Origin of the sequence: Salipaludibacillus sp. CUR1 (assembly GCF_021028955.1) — a bacterium.
Taxonomy (GTDB): Bacteria; Bacillota; Bacilli; order Bacillales; family Salisediminibacteriaceae; genus Salipaludibacillus.
Genome location: NZ_JAIWPE010000053.1, coordinates 65,113 through 84,034 on the forward strand (window position 1 = coordinate 65,113; position 18,922 = coordinate 84,034).

Annotated in this window: 17 protein-coding genes; 13 read left to right on the forward strand and 4 right to left on the reverse strand. The window is 42.7% G+C overall.

What is annotated here, in order from left to right; translation table 11 throughout:
- The first annotated feature begins 34 nt into the window (after positions 1-34).
- Entirely contained in the window at positions 35-733 is a 699-nt protein-coding gene (locus K8O68_RS10690) for an amino acid ABC transporter permease (RefSeq protein WP_230896875.1), read from the forward strand.
- Positions 730-1,452: an amino acid ABC transporter ATP-binding protein gene (locus tag K8O68_RS10695; protein WP_230896876.1), complete on the forward strand. Its 723-nt coding sequence runs from the start codon at positions 730-732 to the stop codon at positions 1,450-1,452. Before K8O68_RS10690 ends, K8O68_RS10695 begins: the two co-directional genes overlap by 4 nt.
- Before the next feature lie 87 nt (positions 1,453-1,539).
- On the opposite strand, the gene K8O68_RS10700 is transcribed toward K8O68_RS10695, so the two are convergent.
- The gene (locus tag K8O68_RS10700; RefSeq protein ID WP_230896877.1) at positions 1,540-2,784 is read right to left on the reverse strand and encodes a YeeE/YedE family protein; all 1,245 of its coding nucleotides are present in this window, start codon (positions 2,782-2,784) and stop codon (positions 1,540-1,542) included.
- A gap of 467 nt (positions 2,785-3,251) precedes the next feature.
- Between K8O68_RS10700 and K8O68_RS21700 the strand changes: the two genes are divergently transcribed.
- The 5 genes from K8O68_RS21700 to K8O68_RS10725 all read left to right on the forward strand — a co-directional run bounded on the left by K8O68_RS21700 (position 3,252) and on the right by K8O68_RS10725 (position 8,359).
- Positions 3,252-3,392 carry a hypothetical protein gene (locus K8O68_RS21700; RefSeq protein ID WP_483314040.1) on the forward strand — a complete coding sequence of 47 codons (141 nt, stop codon included), beginning with the start codon at positions 3,252-3,254 and terminating at the stop codon, positions 3,390-3,392.
- Positions 3,393-3,688: 296 nt separating this feature from the next.
- Positions 3,689-5,206 carry an alpha-amylase gene (locus K8O68_RS10710; protein ID WP_370640517.1) on the forward strand — a complete coding sequence of 506 codons (1,518 nt, stop codon included), beginning with the start codon at positions 3,689-3,691 and terminating at the stop codon, positions 5,204-5,206.
- Between the two features lie 158 nt (positions 5,207-5,364).
- A complete protein-coding gene (locus K8O68_RS10715; RefSeq protein WP_230896878.1) occupies positions 5,365-5,826 on the forward strand; it encodes a DIP1984 family protein in 462 nt (153 codons plus the stop codon).
- Between the two features lie 409 nt (positions 5,827-6,235).
- Positions 6,236-7,606, forward strand: coding sequence for a 23S rRNA (uracil(1939)-C(5))-methyltransferase RlmD (gene rlmD, locus K8O68_RS10720; protein ID WP_230896981.1), 1,371 nt, complete (start codon positions 6,236-6,238; stop codon positions 7,604-7,606).
- Positions 7,607-7,762: 156 nt separating this feature from the next.
- Entirely contained in the window at positions 7,763-8,359 is a 597-nt protein-coding gene (locus tag K8O68_RS10725) for a VanZ family protein (protein WP_230896879.1), read from the forward strand.
- A 169-nt stretch (positions 8,360-8,528) separates the two neighbouring features.
- Here K8O68_RS10725 and K8O68_RS10730 read toward each other — a convergent pair whose 3' ends face one another.
- Positions 8,529-8,882, reverse strand: coding sequence for a hypothetical protein (locus K8O68_RS10730; protein WP_230896880.1), 354 nt, complete (start codon positions 8,880-8,882; stop codon positions 8,529-8,531).
- 110 nt (positions 8,883-8,992) lie between these two features.
- Here K8O68_RS10730 and K8O68_RS10735 point away from each other — a divergent pair, with 110 nt between their 5' ends.
- On the forward strand, positions 8,993-9,163 hold the full coding sequence (locus tag K8O68_RS10735; RefSeq protein WP_230896881.1) for a hypothetical protein: 171 nt from the start codon (positions 8,993-8,995) through the stop codon (positions 9,161-9,163).
- Between the two features lie 23 nt (positions 9,164-9,186).
- Positions 9,187-9,390 (forward strand): hypothetical protein, encoded by a 204-nt coding sequence (locus K8O68_RS10740; RefSeq protein ID WP_230896882.1) that lies wholly within the window; start codon positions 9,187-9,189, stop codon positions 9,388-9,390.
- A 123-nt stretch (positions 9,391-9,513) separates the two neighbouring features.
- Here the strand turns inward: K8O68_RS10740 and K8O68_RS10745 are convergent, their stop codons facing one another.
- Positions 9,514-10,236 (reverse strand): alpha/beta hydrolase, encoded by a 723-nt coding sequence (locus K8O68_RS10745; protein ID WP_230896883.1) that lies wholly within the window; start codon positions 10,234-10,236, stop codon positions 9,514-9,516.
- Between the two features lie 507 nt (positions 10,237-10,743).
- Between K8O68_RS10745 and K8O68_RS10750 the strand changes: the two genes are divergently transcribed.
- Together K8O68_RS10750 and K8O68_RS10755 are read left to right on the forward strand one after the other, a co-directional pair.
- The gene (locus K8O68_RS10750) at positions 10,744-12,021 is read left to right on the forward strand and encodes a flavin monoamine oxidase family protein (RefSeq protein ID WP_230896884.1); all 1,278 of its coding nucleotides are present in this window, start codon (positions 10,744-10,746) and stop codon (positions 12,019-12,021) included.
- Between the two features lie 691 nt (positions 12,022-12,712).
- On the forward strand, positions 12,713-13,189 hold the full coding sequence (locus K8O68_RS10755; protein WP_230896885.1) for a CarD family transcriptional regulator: 477 nt from the start codon (positions 12,713-12,715) through the stop codon (positions 13,187-13,189).
- 413 nt (positions 13,190-13,602) lie between these two features.
- Here K8O68_RS10755 and K8O68_RS10760 read toward each other — a convergent pair whose 3' ends face one another.
- The gene (locus K8O68_RS10760) at positions 13,603-16,656 is read right to left on the reverse strand and encodes an efflux RND transporter permease subunit (protein WP_230896886.1); all 3,054 of its coding nucleotides are present in this window, start codon (positions 16,654-16,656) and stop codon (positions 13,603-13,605) included.
- Between the two features lie 432 nt (positions 16,657-17,088).
- Between K8O68_RS10760 and K8O68_RS10765 the strand changes: the two genes are divergently transcribed.
- A complete protein-coding gene (locus tag K8O68_RS10765) occupies positions 17,089-18,087 on the forward strand; it encodes a ring-cleaving dioxygenase (RefSeq protein WP_230896887.1) in 999 nt (332 codons plus the stop codon).
- A gap of 204 nt (positions 18,088-18,291) precedes the next feature.
- Positions 18,292-18,648, forward strand: a complete 357-nt coding sequence (locus tag K8O68_RS10770; RefSeq protein ID WP_230896888.1) for a SpoIIAA family protein — start codon at positions 18,292-18,294, stop codon at positions 18,646-18,648.
- Positions 18,649-18,922 lie beyond the last annotated feature (274 nt).

Sequence of the window (18,922 nt, forward strand, 5' to 3'; positions counted from 1 at the left end):
GCCGTAATTCAAAACCGGGATTACGGCCGTCTTTATGATTACAAATACCGCAACTAACCATATAAAGGAGGAGACCGTCATCGAATCGCTTCAAATTATGATTGATGCGTTACCTGTCCTTTTACAAGGGATGTGGCTCACTGTTCTAATAACCGTGATCTCGCTTGCCATTGCTCTCGTAATAGGACTGGTACTTGGAATTTTCAGTATTACACAAAATAAAATTTTACGGGGAATCTCGACCCTGTATGTCGACGCCATTCGAGGGACACCGATTCTCGTGCAAATCCTGTTTATTTATTTCGGCCTTCCCGCTGCAACTGACTTATCTCTGAACGCTTTTACAGCTGGTATTATTGCGATCAGTATTAATGCCGGGGCGTATCTCGTGGAAATCTTCCGCGCCGGTATTAATTCAATTGATAAGGGACAGATGGAAGCCGGAAGGACCCTTGGCTTTTCCTATAGTGAAACAATGAGGTTAATTATTTTGCCTCAGGCTGTCAAACGCATGATTCCTGCCATAGTAAACCAGTTTATTGTCAGTATTAAAGACACGTCAATCTTATCAGTAATCGGAATAGCCGAGCTTACCATGTCAGGACAATCAATTTACGCTAACAATTTCAGAGCTTTTGAGATTCTATTCATGGTCGGGGTGCTGTATTTCATCATTGTCTACAGTCTGACATTGTTTGCCCGCTGGCTTGAAAGGAGACTTGACGTCGCATGATTAAAATAGAAAATTTGAAAAAATCTTTTGGCGAACTTGAAGTATTGAAAGATATGAACGTTGAAGTTAAACCGCAGGAAGTGGTTTGTGTGATAGGTCCATCAGGTTCCGGAAAAAGTACCTTTCTCCGGTGTATAAACAGACTTGAGGAACCTACTGGAGGATCGATATATATAGAAGGAAACGACATCACAGATCCCGGCAACAATATTAACGAAATGAGAAAAAATCTGGGGATGGTTTTTCAGCAGTTTAATCTCTTTCCGCATATGACGGTGCTTCAAAATATTACAACAGCACCGAAGCGGCTGAATGGCAAGTCTCAGACTGAGGCTGACAAGCTGGGCAAACAGCTTCTTGATAAAGTTGGCCTCGCTGATAAGGCTGATGTGTATCCTGATAATTTATCAGGAGGCCAGAAACAGCGTGCCGCTATCGCCCGGGCATTAGCAATGGAACCGTCGATTATGCTTTTTGACGAACCCACGTCCGCCCTGGATCCGGAAATGGTCGGAGATGTTCTTGAAGTAATGAAGAGTCTGGCTAAAGAAGGCATGACGATGATCATTGTGACGCATGAAATGGGCTTTGCAAGGGAAGTCGCTGACAGGGTTATATTCATGGACGGCGGCTATATCGTCGAAGAAGGGAATCCTCAAGACCTTTTTGATAATCCTCAGGAAAAAAGAACACAGGATTTTCTCTCGAAAGTATTATAATAGGAAGAAACAGACCGCTTCTCTAGTAAAAAAAGAGAGGCGGTCTTTAAATTTATTCTTAGATTTATAAATAGAAATAGGAACGGCTTATTTGGAAGCTAGAAACGGAAGTTTCCGGCTGATAAAATAGGCCGTATAAACCCCGCTTACTGCCATCATTGTCCAAATCCAGGCATGTAAACTCATGGAAGCGAGTCCACTGAAATATGCTCCAATATTTGCGCCGGATGATATGGCAGCCCCGTAACCCATCAGTGTACCCCCAATGAGAGTGATCCCCGCCAGGTGGAAGGGGATCTTCCGTAAACGAAAAAGACCTGCCAGCGCCATTGTAAGGAGTGCACCTATGATAATTCCAAAATTCAATACACTCATACTGCTCGTGAAAACTGAATTGGTTAGTTCGTTAACATCGGCCTGATCACCCCAGTAATCCCAATCAGCAGGGTTCAGGCCCAGATGATAGGCAATCTTTGAGCCCCACAGGCTGAATGCAGAGGTTACTTTCCAAGGGCTGCCCTGTACCATAAGCACTGCGGCGTTCAACAGTGCAACGGCTGTGGCACCGACCCAGATTGGCCAGGAACGAAACAGCAGCTCCGTCCGGTTTACGCCTCGAGGCATTTTCGGCAGAGGAGGCGGAAGTTTTCGTTTCTGGTGCACATAGGTGCCGATAATGACAGCGGCGAAAACAGTGGACTGAAGGAGCCATGCACCAGTGAAACCGAGCGGCGTATCTTCAGCGATTGACACAGCAGCCGCATTGGGCATCGTATCGTTCCAAAAAGTAAAATGTGCGACTCCGATAGTCGAACCGGTTAAAAAGCCGGAAGCGGTAAAAAGGAGCGCAGTACGCCCTCCCTTTATCGTTTTCATTGCCTGTGGCGCCAGGTTGCTTCCTATATTCATTCCGAAACCGAATAAAAAGGCCCCAACTACCAGTCCAGTACTGACAGGGGCAATGGCTCCATCAGGACTCTCTTCAAAGAAGGCTGTCTGCGTCCCTAAAATAAGGGCAAACAAAGTGGTCGCAATCAACAGCTTCTGCATGTGTCCGCGCAGCATCTCGGTATTACCGTCCTCAAAAAGCTGCTTATATACGGTAGAAAAACCGTAGTTCGTATGAAATAAAGTAAATCCAATAAGAAAACCAAGAAGAAAAAGGATGACATACTGCCAGCCGGAGTAGACGTATGAAGCTGCGAGCAGTGCCCCGCCTATTCCAAGGATCACCCATGCCATTAGTTTCTGCGGAGGGGAGTAGAAGGGCCGGGCAGAGTGGCCTTCAGACTTGAATGGATATCCTTGACGGGAGGTTTGTTGTTCAGACATAACTACGTTCCTTTCTGTTTGAAAGATCACAGCCCTCTAATGAGTTTATACTGGTGAATATGTTGCTGGTTTTACACTTAATCCTTCGAAACTATTTCTCTTTACATTTACTAAAATAAGGAATTTTAAACTTCCTGTTTTTACAATATAACAGGCTGAGTGTTAACCATACGTTTTTATAATGCGGGGTGTAAAAATCTGTCCAGTCAGAGCAACCTTTATTAACTCTCACAATTATGAGCTGCCTTCCATTTTATAAGTGGTATAAATCATACATACTGAAATAAAAATGTTGTATTAAGAAATTAAGTAAAGGGAAAAGCAGTATTTAAAGGAAACTGATTAAATAATAAGAGCTGAGACATAAGAGATCACTAGCTGTCATGAGACCCGGATTATCAGTTTCCCGGCAGTGAAATTCTTTAATCCTCTTGATTAGTTTTTAAAAAACAAATTTTAGGAGGCTAATGATGAAATATAAAGTCCTGCAGAAATACCTTGGATATGGAGACATGGTTTCGGTGGAACTGAACCGGCAGGCGTATATCTTACTTTTAGATGCTACAAATTACGAGAGATTTAAAAAGGGAAGACACTACCAAAATTAAGGGGGATTAGCCAAATCTTCGCCGTATAAAATCTCTGTACCTTCTACAGGCGAATGGTATGTTGTATTACATCTGGGTAAGGATGAAGGAAACTTGAAATATAATATCGTTTTTATGTAAGTGGCAATTCAGAGTAAATCTCAAAGACCTTTAATCCTAGCTGGATTAAAGGTTTTTTTGTTTGCGAAATTTAATATAATTTGCTTTTTCTAAATTATCAGATAACTTATTGTTAAACTGAACGCTTCATAGTAGGATATTCCATAAAAGGAATAAAGCGGGGTGAAGGGATAAAGGTGGGAAAGAAGAATTGTTTAGTCGGATTATTGCTTATTTTAATTTTGTTTCCGGCATGCAAGAGTGCGGGGATTGAAGAGCTCAATGGAACGATGATGCAGTTCTTTGAATGGCACCTGGAAAATGACGGGGATCATTGGAACAGGCTAGGAGAAGAAGCTGATTCTTTGTCCGAGTCAGGCATAACAGCGGTCTGGATTCCTCCGGCCTATAAAGGAAACAGCCAGAGTGATGTGGGTTATGGGGCTTACGATCTGTATGATTTAGGAGAATTTAATCAAAAAGGAACTACCCGAACGAAATATGGAACTAAGCAGGAGCTTCATTCAGCCATTTCCGAATTGAAAAGTGAGGGAATTCAAGTATACGGAGATGTAGTCATGAACCATAAAATGGGAGCTGATTTTAAAGAAACGGTAAGCGCTGTTCAGGTCGATCCTGATAATCGTTGGCAGGATATTTCCGGCACATATGAAATTGATGCGTGGACGGGATTTGATTTTTCTGGAAGACACAAGGTGTATTCAGACTTTAAATGGCGCTGGTTCCACTTTAACGGCACCGACTGGGATGCTCGGAATGAAGAGACTCATATTTTCAGGTTTACACATACAAACTGGAATTGGGAAGTAGATGGGGAGAAAGGCAATTATGATTACCTCCTTGGGTCAAATATTGATTTTAGTCATCCCGAGGTTCAAGAAGAACTGAAAACTTGGGGACAGTGGTTTACAGAAGAACTGGAACTGGATGGTTACCGATTGGATGCGGTAAAGCATATCCCGTTCTGGTATATTTCAGAATGGGTCGATTTTCAAAGGAGCGAATCGGATGACGAGTTGTTTGTAGCAGGCGAATACTGGAAAAATGACTTAGGGTCTTTAGAGCATTATCTTAACGAGATGGATTGGGAAATGTCACTTTTTGATGTGCCGCTCAATTATAACTTTTATCAGGCCTCAAACGAAGGCCAAAGCTATGATATGAGAAACCTGCTGAGCGGAACTCTTGTGGAAAGCCATCCAATGCATGCGGTGACGTTTGTGGATAACCATGATACACAGCCGGGAGAGTCGCTGGAATCGTGGGTGGATGACTGGTTTAAACCTCATGCCTATGCTACTATTCTAACCCGGGAAGGAGGGTATCCGTCAGTTTTTTATGGGGATTATTATGGCATTTCAAATGACAACATAAGCCCTAAAAAAGATATGATTGATAAGATGCTCAACGCGAGGCAAAACTTTGCATATGGACCGCAGCATAATTATTTTGATCATAGGGATATTGTGGGTTGGACAAGAGAAGGAAGAACCTCTGTTCCAAACTCAGGCCTCGCTGCAATTATGTCTAATGGTCCTGGCGGCTCCAAGTGGATGTACGTTGGGCGTCAGCACAGCGGTGAAATATGGACAGATCTGATGGGTAATTCCAGTGCCGGTGTGACGATTAACGAGGAGGGCTGGGGAGAGTTCCATACGGATGGTGGATCCGTATCCATTTATGTTAATCAATAAATACCTTTAAATTAACAGATTTCTTCACCTCGCAAACTCATTATCTATAAAGGAATTCAGTCTATGATTGTCAAATAATTCTATAGATGGAATCATATTAGTTTTTCGGAAATGTGAAGAAACGGGCAAACAATGAAGCTTAATTAGGAGGGAAATCGATGAAACTGGCAGAGGCGTTAATACTGCGTTCTGATTATCAGAAAAGAATTGAGCAGTTAAGAAATCGTTTAATTCAAAATGCAAGAGTCCAAGAAGGGGATGATCCTGTTGAGGAACCGGAAGAGTTGGCGGATGAATTGGCAGACCTGTTAAAAAAACTCAAACATCTGATCCAAAATATAAATAGAACGAACTTACATACTGAATTTGATAACACCCAATCCCTTGCGGACGTATTGACCAGCCGGGACTTAATCGGACAAGAAAGACAGATTTACAGTGATATTCTGGAACATGCAACGATGCGGCAGGACCGTTATTCCCGGTCAGAAATAAAGTTTGTTACAACAATTAATGCAAAAGAAACACAAAAGCATATTGATCAGTTAGCACAAAAGTACAGGTTACTTGATGTTAAAATCCAGGAGTTAAATTGGAAAACGGATTTAATCGAGAAATAATCCAAAAAGTATAGTTGGTAGCGAATATGAAAAGGCGAATACCAAACCGAACAACCGGTAAAAGTTGTATAATGGTAAGGATTTAGGGGTAATCCAAAGAGGTTCGAGTCCTCTTTCACAACTCATACCCAGTACTGTCACAATAGTACAACTTACTTTAAAACAGCTAAGAACCAGGTATTGATTTTCATGTCGTGAGGGTGGATAGGGGATTTAGTTAAATGAAGCTCAGTTCAAAGTAACGCGAATTGAGCTTTTTTATTTTTATTCTGCCTGTCCTATAAGAAAGGTTTCTTAATTGCCCGCCGTCCTTTATACTAGGATAGGATAATTTATAAGAGCAGTATTTATCAAGGATTGGATGCAAGAAGGAGGAACAGACGTGAAAAAAGAAATTGCACCAGAAACAATGGTTGTTGATATAAAGCATTTGGATAGGAAAGGGTCGGGCCGTGCGGTGGCCTGGCGTGAGAATGAGCACGGAAATGAGAAGAAGCTGCGATTGACGATTCCGCAGACTATTCCGGGAGAGAAAGTTCAAGTGACGGTGGACCGGCCGGACCGGAAACGAAGAAGGGCGGCAGCGGAAGAGATCCTGGAAGCGAGCCCGGAACGAACCGAACCGCCATGCCCTCATTTTGAAAAATGCGGAGGCTGTGTCTGGCAGCACTGGACATACTCAGGGCAGCTCAGGCACAAGACAGAACACGTGAAAAAGGCGATTGAATGGGAAGGTTTTAATCCTGCACTTGTGCACGAGACAATCGGGATGGAAGAGCCCTGGCACTATCGCAATAAGATGGAATTCACTTTTTCGCCTGAAGGAGACATGGGACTCCATGAACAGGGGAATTTCCGTAAGATTATTCCGCTTGAAACGTGTCTGATTGCCGGAAAAGAGATGGTTGATGCAGCGATGGAAGTTGCCGAATGGGTAAAAGACCACCAGCTTTCCGGCTACGATAAGGATAAGCATGAAGGGTTATTAAGGCACCTGATGGTCAGACAGTCGTTTGCTACAGGTGAAATCATGCTCGCTCTTTTTGCCACGGAAGACCCGGAAGGCCAGCTTAAAGCGGCAGCAGAAGACCTCGTGTCAAGGATCAGTGTGAAGTGTCCGGATGTTAAAAGCCTGCTATGGCTTGAAAATACAGACTGGGCAGACCGGGCTCAATCGGAAAAAGATCATCTGTTAGCCGGGCGGGATTTTATTTACGACGAAATGGCCGGCTACCGGTTCCGTCTCTGGTTTGATACTTTCTTCCAGACGAACCCGTCGCAGGCCAAAAAGCTGGTTGATCTGGCACTGGAAATGGGCCAGCCGAAAGAGACCGAAAAGATGATTGATTTATTCTGCGGTGTAGGCACATTCTCGCTGCCATTTGCCAGCAGAGTGAAGGAGCTGGCCGGTATTGAAATTGTAGAAAGTTCAATTGAATCAGCCAAGCGGAACGCTGAAGATAATGGGTTCTCCAATACACGGTTCCTGGCTAAAGATGCCCGTAATGGAATTGATCAGATGCTTGAAGAGTTCGGCATACCCGAACTGCTTCTACTTGACCCGCCGCGCTCAGGTGCCGGCGGGAAAGTGATGCGCCGGATCGGACGTGCCAAGTCCGAACGGATTGTTTACGTTTCCTGTAATCCGGATTCCTTTGCGACGGATCTTAAGGAGCTGGAGCCATTTGGCTATACGTTAAAAGAGGTCCAGCCGGTCGATTTATTCCCGCATACGTATCATGTGGAGCTGGTCGCGGTAATCGAAAGAGAAAACGGCTAGAAAAACAAAAGAACGCTTATATGTCAGCCTGGAAATTTTCCGGGCTGACTTTTTTGGCGTGGGAGAGAAGAGACATCGTTTCTTGTATTTTTAAGGAATTTAATGGTAAACAGTGCTAGACTAAAAGAAAATCATACTTGGAGGATTATTTGTCGAATGATCATTATAGACAGTTTTTACGTTGGTTTGCTGCTGTTGGTGATTTACATACTAGTTGATCTGGTTAAAAATAAGAAGACTAACATACTGAAAAGAATTCTTTTTTACAGTTTCCTCTTTTATTTAATAAACGTCGCTCAAGAAACTGTCGGCGGAATTATGATACCCAGGGACCCTGACTATACCCTGGATTTGAACTCTCTTATTCAATTTATTCCTTTCTATTTTGTCTATGATTTAACTCAAATTTACACGGCAAATGGAACCGACTGGTTTTTCTTTAATGCCTCCAAGCTGTATTTTTATAATGTTCTTCTGCTTTTTCCTCTGGGCGTCTATTTAGCCATACTATTTAAAGTTAATAAGTTTAAAAAAGCGATGCTGCTTATTTTTCTCACAAGCCTGGCTATTGAAACGGTACAATTAATTCTCGGAGTGACGGGACTGATTTGGGGAAGAACCTTTAATGTGGATGACCTTATACTGAACACTGCTGGTGGGGCCTTAGGCTATTTAGTGATGGGCCGGCTGAAGAGATGGTATGATTTATTGACGGAAAAAAAGAGAAAAGAGAGTTATAAGGAAGTAAGCTAATAATAGGTGTCCTGAATTTTTAAGTTAAATTTTTGTTAATGCATAAAAACAAGGCTTACAATGTGTCTAGCGGTAAGCCTTGCTTTGAGATATTGCGCTGAGCAATTATATTTAAAACCTTTACGGTGGGTTATCCGTGTCTTCTCTCATGTTTTAAAGGCCATCTGACTTACCCCAGGACAACTAAAGCTAGGACAAAGAACACGGCTAGCAGGCCGGCGCCTGCTCCTGCTGCGATGGCTGCATGTTTAAATTTGGGTCCGTCTGATTCTGATTCTTTGGATTGTCCTGACTCTTGAGTGCCTACTGTCGTCCATTTTTTCGGAGCTGATGTGCCATAGACTGTCGGCGTCGGTACTTTCTCGCTTGTGAATGCTTTTAAGATAAGAGGCAGAAATGCAAGGACGCCAAGGGCCACCAAGATTAAAAGAAACGTATTCATGCTTATTGTAAAGTAGGATACAAGCGCAACGGCCCCTGCCACCACTAATCCTCCTGCGAGTCCTGTTAGAATGTTTTTCATCTTATCACTCCTCTTTAAGTCTAAATTAGCAACTGGCTGATTGATTATTTTGTAAAACTCTTAACCTCCCTATTCCCGTGGAAAAGGATAAAAGTCAAAGGGGGCTTACAATGAATAAAATTATTTTTAGAATAGTGGCTGTTGCCATGCTTATTACTTGCGCAGCTGTAGTCGGCCATCTTTTTACCGGCGGGGAGATGTCTCCGCTGCAAAGTCTCTTTTATACCGGTATCGCCCTGGCAGTAATAGGTGTTATCATGGGCGTGAAAAAAGTTATGTAAAAACTGAGCTGATGGAGGTTCCCATGTCAGTTATTGTACCTGCCCTTGTGGCAGCAGCGCTCATTACGATGGGTGTCCTTATTGCCCAATTAAAAATACTGGATTCTGTTAAAGCGTCAGGCCAGGGGAGGGCCGAAACAGCAAAAGCACGAAAAAATGCCGGCATTTCCGCCGGGATTCTCGTCATGATCGGCGCCGTATCCTGGATAATTGCTTCTTTATTTTAGAAAAAACCAGGTTGGTATTTTTTGTTAATAATCTTCTTCCCGGAGCAGCCTCGTTTCAAACAGTGTTCTTTCTAAAACCAGTTAGACATGTGTGAAACCTTACATAGCAGGTTTTACACATGTCTATTTCACTTCTTCCTCCAGCCACTTAAGCATCGCTGCAACGATGTCGTTTTGCTGTTCCGATATGCTTATTGTTGCCTCCATATCCCCGCTCTGCTCCCCGTAAACGCCAAACTGGGCGTGGTTTCCTCCCTCAATTTTATGAAAGACCGTTTCCGCTGATAAAAGAGTGGAAGTGTCGTCTATATCCTCTAACGTTGTCAGTCCGTCCCGATCGCCATAAATGGATAACATCGGGAGACTGCGACCGGAAAAGTCATTGCTTCCTTGCGGATAAGAGGCTAAGAAAAACACACCGTCAACTTCCGAATCATAGGCATAGGCAGCGGCTGCAACTCCTCCCAGCGAGTGTCCTCCGATCACCCAAGTATCCATCTCATCAAATTCCCCGACAAGTGAATCAGCTTTACCAATATTGAAAAAAGCAAGGTTAAAACGCACCTCAGGAATAAGCACGGTATAGCCTTCATCTGCGAGAGAGGCTCCGATATAGCTGTACGCCTCAGGCTCAACCCTCGCACCCGGATAAATAATGACGCCGGTTCCATTCGGATTGTCCGGCAAAAAGCGAACTCCATTCTCCCGTATAATGTCTTCCTCGCTGACGAGGCCGGACAATTCTTCGGATGCTTCATAAGTCATTTCTGACCAGATCCAAAACCCGCCAAAAAGAAGAACGATAAGTATCCCAATAATAAGTGCACTGATTTTAAGTAGTTTCATAAAAGGATCCTTTCTTTTTTGTGTGTTTACAAAAGGGAGGCCGATTGAGAGGGACCTCCATCAAGGTAACAATTGATTCGTTTTATAAAAAAAGCAGTAACAAGGAATGATAACAGCTTTCAGACACACATCTTTATCCATAATATCAGATAACTGTGAGTACAAAGCAAAAAATGAAATGAATTTCCCTTTTATAAAAAACGAGCAAACATGCCTAACAGATTCAAGTTTAGAAACATTTCTGAAAGCCTTTTTTATAAATAAGTAACAAAGTGGCGTCTAAGGAGAATATGCTCATTTGAGTGTCGCTGCTTTATTAAGAAAACGGCCGGTCAAGACAGTAGTCATTAAATCGTCACCTTTTTCGCAGAATCCCAAGGGGTTATAGCGATTAATACGCCTGTTAATGAGGTATATAAGTCTAGTGAGTTCGGGTCATATCTTTTTTACTAAGCCTGAAAATTTCAGACTACCAGATAAAAATACTAAATACAGGAGTGAAGACATATGAGCAATACAAACTATGAGGTGATTGTAGTGGGGGCGGGTCTGGCAGGTTTATCGGCTGCCAATTTGCTTCACGAAAAAGGGTTACATTTTAAAGTCATTGAAGCTTCTTCCAGACCAGGCGGGAAAGTAAAGTCGGTTAAGCGTGACGACAGTGAGCGGTCGTTTGAACTCGGCGCCCAATTTATAAATACGGATATGGAAGAAATGGTTAAGTGGATCAAACGCGCAGGGCTTGAGTTATGTGAGACAAAAATACCTCCACGTCCGGCTGAAATGATTTATCCGGGTAAAAAAGAGATCTCAGAGGCCATTGATCAGCATGAGGAACAATTTGAGGAGATCAAAGTTCAAATAGATAAGCAAGATGAACGGCTGAGTGATTTGTATGACAGGCTGTCGCTTAGTCATGATGAAAAACAGGTTGTAACGAGTATTTATAAAGAGCTTATCAATATAGATCCTCAAGAAGTAAGTGCAAGAGCGGTACTGGACCTTACCTATCGCTTCCCGTCTGAGCAAGATGATTTAACCCATCAAGTATGGAACCCGTTAGCGGATCTTGTCCATTTCATGGAAAAAGAGCTTGCTGATCATATTATGTACCAGGAGCCAATTGTTGAAATTCAAGAAACACAGTCAGGCTATAAATTAGTATCAGGCGAGAACAGCTATAATGCGAATGCTGTCATCATGGCTGTTCCTCCCGCCGTGGCCAGCAGGATAACTTATAGTTCGTCACTTGAAAAATGTTACCGCCGCGCCCTGAACAGCTATAAAAATGGAGCTATCATCAAGACCACATGGGTTTATGACCACCCATTCTGGCACGACTATGAAGTAGAAGGCCAGAACAGAGGAATAATGGATGTCGTATATACGGATCCTCAAGGTGTGACGGTATCAGACTCCTCTAAAGAGGGAGGGGAACATCGACTGACTATGTTCATTGGTGCTAACACTGCTGAAGAACTGGCTAATGAAAGAAGAGATCAACAAATGGAAACGGCTCTAAGCTGGCTTGAAGATGTATTTGGAAAGGAAGCTTTAACATTTAAAGACGCCGAGCAAAGTGTCTGGGTAAAGGATGAATACTGTGGCGGCGGTTATGGCGCTGGTATTAAGTATGGCGAGCTTCCCAACGCAGCGGAAGTACTGCGCACACCAAGCGGCCGATTCGCGTTTGCAAGCAGCGAACTTTCTGAGCAATTCCCTTATTTTATGGAAGGGGCGATTCGAGCAGGGCAAGCTGCTGTCAGCAGGACTTTAGGGGAGTAGTTTGCTGAGTCTTTTCCATAACTTCTTAAGTAGTAAAGGTATACACTTGTCCTAAAGTGGAACATCCTTCAAAATATAATTACAGGTATTACACGGCTTACTTAAAGGAGTTATTAGATGATTCAGTTTGATTGGTTTGAGTTATTTTTTTCTATGGTGCTACTAGGGATTATTTTCTCGCCTTTTATATTTTCTAAGATACAAAAGAAAAGGCCTGAATTTATCGGTTGGAAAGGGATAGTAAAGTCAAGGTGGTTCGGTATTCCCCTTGTTTTTCTTTTGTTGTTTTCCTATTTTAGTTTCTTAAACTTAGCTGCTGCAATCACTTTTTCAATAGTAGTGTCTTTCTTAATCTCACTTACAGTCCACACCTTTTATTTCATCCTGAGCAAACGGAACAGTTATAATTAATTTAATAAATTATGTGGATTTTTACTCAATAGCGAGATTAGCTCAGGAACCAAAAAGCTGCATAGGCAGCTTTTTTTATTGCCGGTTAACTGGAAAATGATGTTAAGTTAAAGGGCGGGAAAATTAACCTTTACTTTAAGGGAAATCCGATTCGAATCCTACTGTTTTCGCGTCTTCTGTTGATTGAAAAAAGTAGTTGACACCTAAAATAAATTTATGATATTATTAAATATTTTGATTAAAAATAGTATGTGTGTTAAGGTTAAGAAGGTTAGAATATATGGAGGTGGATTATTTGTTTCAAATTGGCGATAACATTGTTTATCCAATGCACGGAGCAGGCGTCATTAAAGCTATAGAAGAAAAGGAAATCTCAGGGGATACACAACAGTATTATGTTATAAAGATGTTAATTGGTAATATGGAAGTCATGATTCCTACAGGTAAAATGCTGAGTTCATGTATACGACCTGTTACTGACATAGTTGCATTAAAACACATAATACACATTTTTCAGCATGGAGAATCAGATAGTTTACAGGCGTGGAAACAAAGGTATAAAGTGAACACGGACAAAATAAAAACGGGTAACATGCAAGATTGTGCTGAAGTGGTGCGTGATTTAATGCGTATGAAGAAAGAAAAAATACTTAATACAAGCGAAAAAAAAATGTTGGATAACGCACAAAACTTTCTGACTAGTGAACTGGAATTAATTAAAGGGATTACTGAAAAACAAATAAAAAGTTTCTATTAAAGTTAATTTAAGATAATTTAAAAATTAACCGTTCCAAAGACATTCAACTTTTTCACCTCACCTTAAGAGCATTAACCTCTTCTGTTATTTAACTGCAATCTCATCCATTTTGTTATTTAGGTTTCTTCTACAGACATTTGTAATCACCAAATTGCTCAATGAAATAGTCACTTGATTTTGCCATCCTGTTTTACACTGGCATGGACAAAAAGCCGTTAAGGTGGAAGCGAGGCAGGGCTTTCATTGTTTTAGGTACACAATCAATTATTTATGTTAATGGCACTCGGGGTTGACTATTTTATTCGGTCCTTAAGAATTTTGACTTTCAGTTAAGAAATAGAAGAGCGTTAGTGAAAAAAGAGAATACCAAAAAGGGGCGAAGCACATGTCTTCGTCCCTTTTTCAATGTAATTTTAAGAAGCTTTTTCGTTTAACTCAGGTGTCGTGTGTTTCTTTTTTGAAAACAGTTTTCGTATTCCTCTTTTAAGATCCTCCACCATTAAATAGACGGACGGGATTAACCCTAATGTAATTAAGGTTGCGAATAACAGTCCCCCGATAATCACCGTTGCCAGAGGAGCCTGATAGCCGCTCGCTGTTCCTCCAGCCACAGCGAGAGGGAGCATGCCGCCAACTGTCGTTAACGTGGTCATGAAGATCGGGCGAATCCTGTTTTTACCCGCTTCGGCTACTGCTTCATTCACAGGCATGCCGGCTAACCGCAGTTGCTTAATTCGGTCAATTAACAAAATGGCGTTATTTAAAACGATTCCGATCAGCAGCAATATCCCGAGAGCAGACAGCACGCTCAGTTCCCGCTGGGTGATCAGCAAAGCTAACACAGACCCTGCAGCTGTCATTGGAATAACTGACATAATAATCAATGGATGGACGAGGCTGTTAAACTGAACGGCCATTACCATGTAAACGAGTAGAAGGGAGAGACTTAGGACGATAAGCAAATCCATAATCATTTCCTGCTGAGCTTCCATATCTCCCGCTACGGCAACTGAATAGCCTGACGGGGTCTGAAACTCATCAACGATGGACTGGACATCCCGTGTGACCGCTCCTAAATCACGGCCTTCAATTTCTGCTGTGACAGTGACGTACCTGTCTCCATTGTCCCTTTGTATTTGCAGAGGCGATGAAACTGTTTCAAGCTCCATATAGTCACTGAGCGGGTTTACCCCAGAAGCGCTTGTGATCTCAAAGGTTTCTAACGCTTCTTCACTTTCGATTACTGTGTTTGAAGCTGCAAGGATAGGGACAGACATACCGTCTTCCAGCACTTCACCTACAGGAATTTTTGAAAAAACGCCTTGAAGCTGCTGGTACAGGTCGGTTTTTGTAAGACCGTCCTCTTCTAAGGCTTCTTCCTTAAACATAAACTGCCTTTCTTCAACTTGACTGTCTGCGGATGTTTTCAAATTTACCAGACCGTCTACCTGAGCCAGCTCTTCCTGAAGGTTTCCGCTGATTAAAGCCGTTTCCGTCAATTCCTCTCCTTTAACATATAACTGCACCGGTTCTCCGTTCCCTGGGCCGGCAAACATCCCGACGCTTTTAACCGGATAATCGGGCTCCAGCTCCCTTAAAGCGTCATTAATCGCCTCATTGACTTCCTGTTGATCAGTCGTAATTCTATCTCCTTTAGTCATATTGATTAACGCAAATAAGTAATCAACAGAATCCATAAAAATAACAGATTCGACGTCAGGCACACCTGTTAACTTAAACTGGGCTGCTTGGACAACTTCTTCTCTTTCGGATTGTGTCAAGCCGCTTTCAAGTTCCACACCGACTTCGGCATAACGGTTTAACACATCCGGCATCAGTGTGAACGGCACTTTCGTCGTCAGTGCCATAGATGAGACGAACACAATAAAAAATAGAATAATCAAACTGTAACGTCTGCGTTTTTTGCCGCTTAGCCAGTGAATCATCCTGCCGTATCCCTCAGTGACAGGTTTGCGCTGGTTCAGTTTATGTCTGTCCTTTTCCCGCAGTTTTAAAAAGTTCTCCGCGAGAGCTGGGATCAGGGTAAAAGCAATCACAACTGAACTGACTAGCGTGATGACAACAACCACGCTTAAAATGAGGATAAAAACAGCAAAGTCCCCACCGAATAATCCTACTGGAAGAAAAACGACCAGTGTCGTCAGCATGGATGCTATGACCGCAGAAGTTACTTCCTTAAGGCCTTGCATCACTGCTTCTGTACCTTCATATCCTTGTTCCTTTTTCCTGTAAATGGACTCAAGAATAACGATGGAGGCATCGACCATCATCCCAATTCCAAGGCCGAGGCCAATTAGCGTGAGCATATTGATACTGTAGCCTGCCGTCCACATCACTGTAAATGTGAGCAGGATAGAGACAGGAATGGTAATTCCTACGATCAGCGTCGCCCGAAAGTTTTTTAGAAATGAGAGAAGTATCACTAATGCAAGAAGCCCGCCGATAAGAATATTCAGAGCCACACCCTCAATAGAGGAGGAGACGTAATCAGCCTGAGCAACAACCTCTGTAAATGACAGGCCTGCATCAGCTCCGGACTCTTTAATGGCCGTCACTTCTGCTCTTACGGCTTCTGCCAGTTCGATCTGGGTGAAGTTGTTTGCTCTTCCAATCTCAACGAAAATAAAGTCACGGCTGCCATCTTTCCACGCCATCGATGATTGCTGGGACTGCTCCAATTTAACTTCGGCAATATCGTCAACAGGCACAGGGCCGTTAACAGTCTGAAGAGGAACTGCTTCGATGTCTTCCTTAGATGTCACAGCTGAATTCCATCTCAATGACGGCTCGTTTTCTTCTTCCTTCAGCTCACCAATAGAGACATTCATGTCCGCCTGCTGCAGCATACCTGCGGCCTGGGTGATATCAAGTCCGTGTTCGATCAGCTTTTCGCTGTCAAACTCAATGACATATTCAGACTGCTGTAATCCGTTTAACCGGACGTCACGCACTTCATCGAGCTTTTCGAGTCTTTCTTCGACATCCCGTCCAAACGCGGTAAGCTTGTCGAGGTCCGCGCCTGAAATTTCCATATAAAATTCATAATTCTGATCAGTACTCATGGGGAAGACTTCTGTAAATTCTACTGCAGACAACTCGTTTTCGATTCGGCTGAGATCTGTCTCCAGGTCTCTTATTACCTGATCCATTTTCCCTTCTTCGATTTCTAAAAATAACGAACTGCTTCCTGTTGTAGAGGATGACTGATATGATTCAACACCATCCGTATTAGAGAGCGCCTGTTCCACAGGGATGGTAATCTGAGTCTCCACATCCGTTACCGGCAGATCACCCGCCTGAATCGTGACCATCGCCATATTAAAGTCGACTGATGGCATCAGCTCTTTATCCAGCTTGTTAATTGCCAGCCCGCCTGAAACAAGAATAAGTACGACCATTAATCCAATGAAAATCTTTCTTTCTAACAACTTCCTCACTATCATCATCCCGCATCCCTCTCTCAACCTTATTAGAAACTCAACTGATTCTTTCTAAATTAAGTATATGGCTAGCTGCCAGGCAGCACTACAGACCGGGGGCTACTTTTAAACTAAGACCTGAGGCGTAGTTATATTAAGCCTGAAAAAGGGAATTTAAGTGGTTTAAATTAAGGAAAGGTTCGCTCAGAAGTGAGACCGCCGAGTGAGCGGCTCATATAACTCCCAGCTCCCACAATTCTGCTCCTCACTAAAACTCAAAGTGCCTCTACACCTTCATCATAAAATTACCTTACCACTGGTAAACTAAAAAGACGTAACGCCTTTTTCAATGTACATAAAGCATATATGTTGAAATACTATAAAAAATAAAGTAACTTTATATTTATAAGACACTATAGCTCGCTGCGTCCAGCAGTAAGCCAAATTGGAGGTTATCTTATGAATGAATTAAAAGGGCTTCACCATGTGACGGCTATTACAAGCAGTGCTGAAAAGAATTATGAATTTTTCACGTATGTGTTAGGCATGCGTTTAGTGAAAAAAACAGTGAACCAGGATGATATTCAGACGTACCATTTATTTTTTGCAGATGATGAAGGCAGTCCGGGGACAGATATGACGTTCTTCGATTTTCCGGGGATTCCAAAAGGGCGTCACGGAACAAACGAAATATTTAAAACATCTTTCCGGGTTCCGAATGACGCTGCTCTCGACTACTGGGTGAAACGGTTTGACCGACTTGATGTTAAGCATACAGGCATTAAAGAACAGTTTGGGAAAAAGACGATATCATTCGTGGACTTTGACGACCAGCAGTACCAGCTAATATCTGATGAAACGAATGAGGGCGTGGCCGGCGGGATCCCTTGGCAGAAGGGGCCTGTCCCTGTGGAATACGCCATTACAGGACTTGGCCCGTTATTTGTCCGCGTGTCTGATATGAAGTATTTTAAAGAGATGATGGAAAAAGTATTAAAGTTTAAGGAAATCGACCACGATGGCTCCACTCATTTATTTGAAGTCGGGGAAGGAGGCAACGGTGCGCAGCTCGTCGTGGAACATAACACGGTACTTCCCGAGGCGCGCCAAGGGTTCGGGACTGTCCATCATGCAGCATTCCGGATTGAGGATAAGAAAACGCTGCACGAGTGGGACGACCATTTGCGACAATTCGGCTTCCGGACTTCCGGCTATGTAGACCGGTTCTTCTTTAAATCGCTGTATGCCCGGGTCGCTCCGCAGATTTTATTCGAATTTGCCACTGACGGTCCTGGTTTCATGGGCGACGAGCCTTACGAAACGCTCGGTGAAAAGTTATCTCTGCCGCCATTCCTTGAATCAAAACGGGAGCAGATTGAACAATCTGTCAGACCGATTGATACTGTCAGAAGCACGAAGCAAATAGAAAAGGAATATGAAGGGGATTCCCGGCCTTAAAAAAAACTTAGTGATTATGGCAGAAGACAAACCTTTGATTAGACGAAAGTGCTGAACGGGGAGACCGGCTATTTGATTTTTCTGAGCTTTCTCATCTAACTAGCAGCGGACGCTCCTTATTTTCTTCTGAGTATGCTCATGTGTGATATTCGTATTAAACGGGTATAAAAAACCAATAATTACTAGTTAAGGAGTGTGCCGACAATGCTTATAAAAGAGACAGCTCATATAGATCATGTGTTAGAAATAGTAGTAGATGAAAAGGTGACTAAAGATAAGGTGAAGGAAGTAGAAAGCAAATTTTTACAGCTTAAAGATAAAAACGATAAAGTGAACCTGCTGGTAGATATAAAAGACATTGAAGGATACAGTATGAGAGGGATGGCGATGGACCTGAGAGCTATGGCCAAGTATACGAAGGATGTAGACAAGATTGCCTTATTTACGAACGAAAAATGGGTCGCACAGATAAGAAGACTCAGCAGATTTGTGCCAAGTCTTAATATTAAACAGTTTGAACACGGGGAAAGGGAAGAAGCGTTGAACTGGCTGGAGCGGTGAAGATGAACGGTTGCCTAAAGATTTTTTCCCAGGCTTAATAAACCTCGTGATGGATTGAAGACTAAAATAAAAAGATAATCGCCTCCTGAATAATTAGGGGGCGTTTTTTTGTGAGTGAGTCTGATTAAAGGAGACAGGAACACGAAACTGGAGAAACAAAGCCCCGTTCAGCCTTTAAGTTATGATTCGGCTCAAGTCCGTACACTTGATGCCTCTGTCGTTTTTATCTTACTTAGGCCAGTGCAGTATAAATTCTCTATTAAAAAATGTCCTT

Coding starts and splice junctions, on each gene's coding strand:
- K8O68_RS10690 (WP_230896875.1), top strand. CDS start 35: ATGATTACAAATACCGCAACTAACCATATAAAGGAGGAGACCGTCATC.
- K8O68_RS10695 (WP_230896876.1), top strand. CDS start 730: ATGATTAAAATAGAAAATTTGAAAAAATCTTTTGGCGAACTTGAAGTA.
- K8O68_RS10700 (WP_230896877.1), bottom strand. CDS start 2,784: ATGTCTGAACAACAAACCTCCCGTCAAGGATATCCATTCAAGTCTGAA.
- K8O68_RS21700 (WP_483314040.1), top strand. CDS start 3,252: ATGATGAAATATAAAGTCCTGCAGAAATACCTTGGATATGGAGACATG.
- K8O68_RS10715 (WP_230896878.1), top strand. CDS start 5,365: ATGAAACTGGCAGAGGCGTTAATACTGCGTTCTGATTATCAGAAAAGA.
- rlmD (WP_230896981.1), top strand. CDS start 6,236: ATGGTTGTTGATATAAAGCATTTGGATAGGAAAGGGTCGGGCCGTGCG.
- K8O68_RS10725 (WP_230896879.1), top strand. CDS start 7,763: ATGATCATTATAGACAGTTTTTACGTTGGTTTGCTGCTGTTGGTGATT.
- K8O68_RS10730 (WP_230896880.1), bottom strand. CDS start 8,882: ATGAAAAACATTCTAACAGGACTCGCAGGAGGATTAGTGGTGGCAGGG.
- K8O68_RS10735 (WP_230896881.1), top strand. CDS start 8,993: ATGAATAAAATTATTTTTAGAATAGTGGCTGTTGCCATGCTTATTACT.
- K8O68_RS10740 (WP_230896882.1), top strand. CDS start 9,187: ATGTCAGTTATTGTACCTGCCCTTGTGGCAGCAGCGCTCATTACGATG.
- K8O68_RS10745 (WP_230896883.1), bottom strand. CDS start 10,236: ATGAAACTACTTAAAATCAGTGCACTTATTATTGGGATACTTATCGTT.
- K8O68_RS10750 (WP_230896884.1), top strand. CDS start 10,744: ATGAGCAATACAAACTATGAGGTGATTGTAGTGGGGGCGGGTCTGGCA.
- K8O68_RS10755 (WP_230896885.1), top strand. CDS start 12,713: ATGGAGGTGGATTATTTGTTTCAAATTGGCGATAACATTGTTTATCCA.
- K8O68_RS10760 (WP_230896886.1), bottom strand. CDS start 16,656: ATGATGATAGTGAGGAAGTTGTTAGAAAGAAAGATTTTCATTGGATTA.
- K8O68_RS10765 (WP_230896887.1), top strand. CDS start 17,089: ATGAATGAATTAAAAGGGCTTCACCATGTGACGGCTATTACAAGCAGT.
- K8O68_RS10770 (WP_230896888.1), top strand. CDS start 18,292: ATGCTTATAAAAGAGACAGCTCATATAGATCATGTGTTAGAAATAGTA.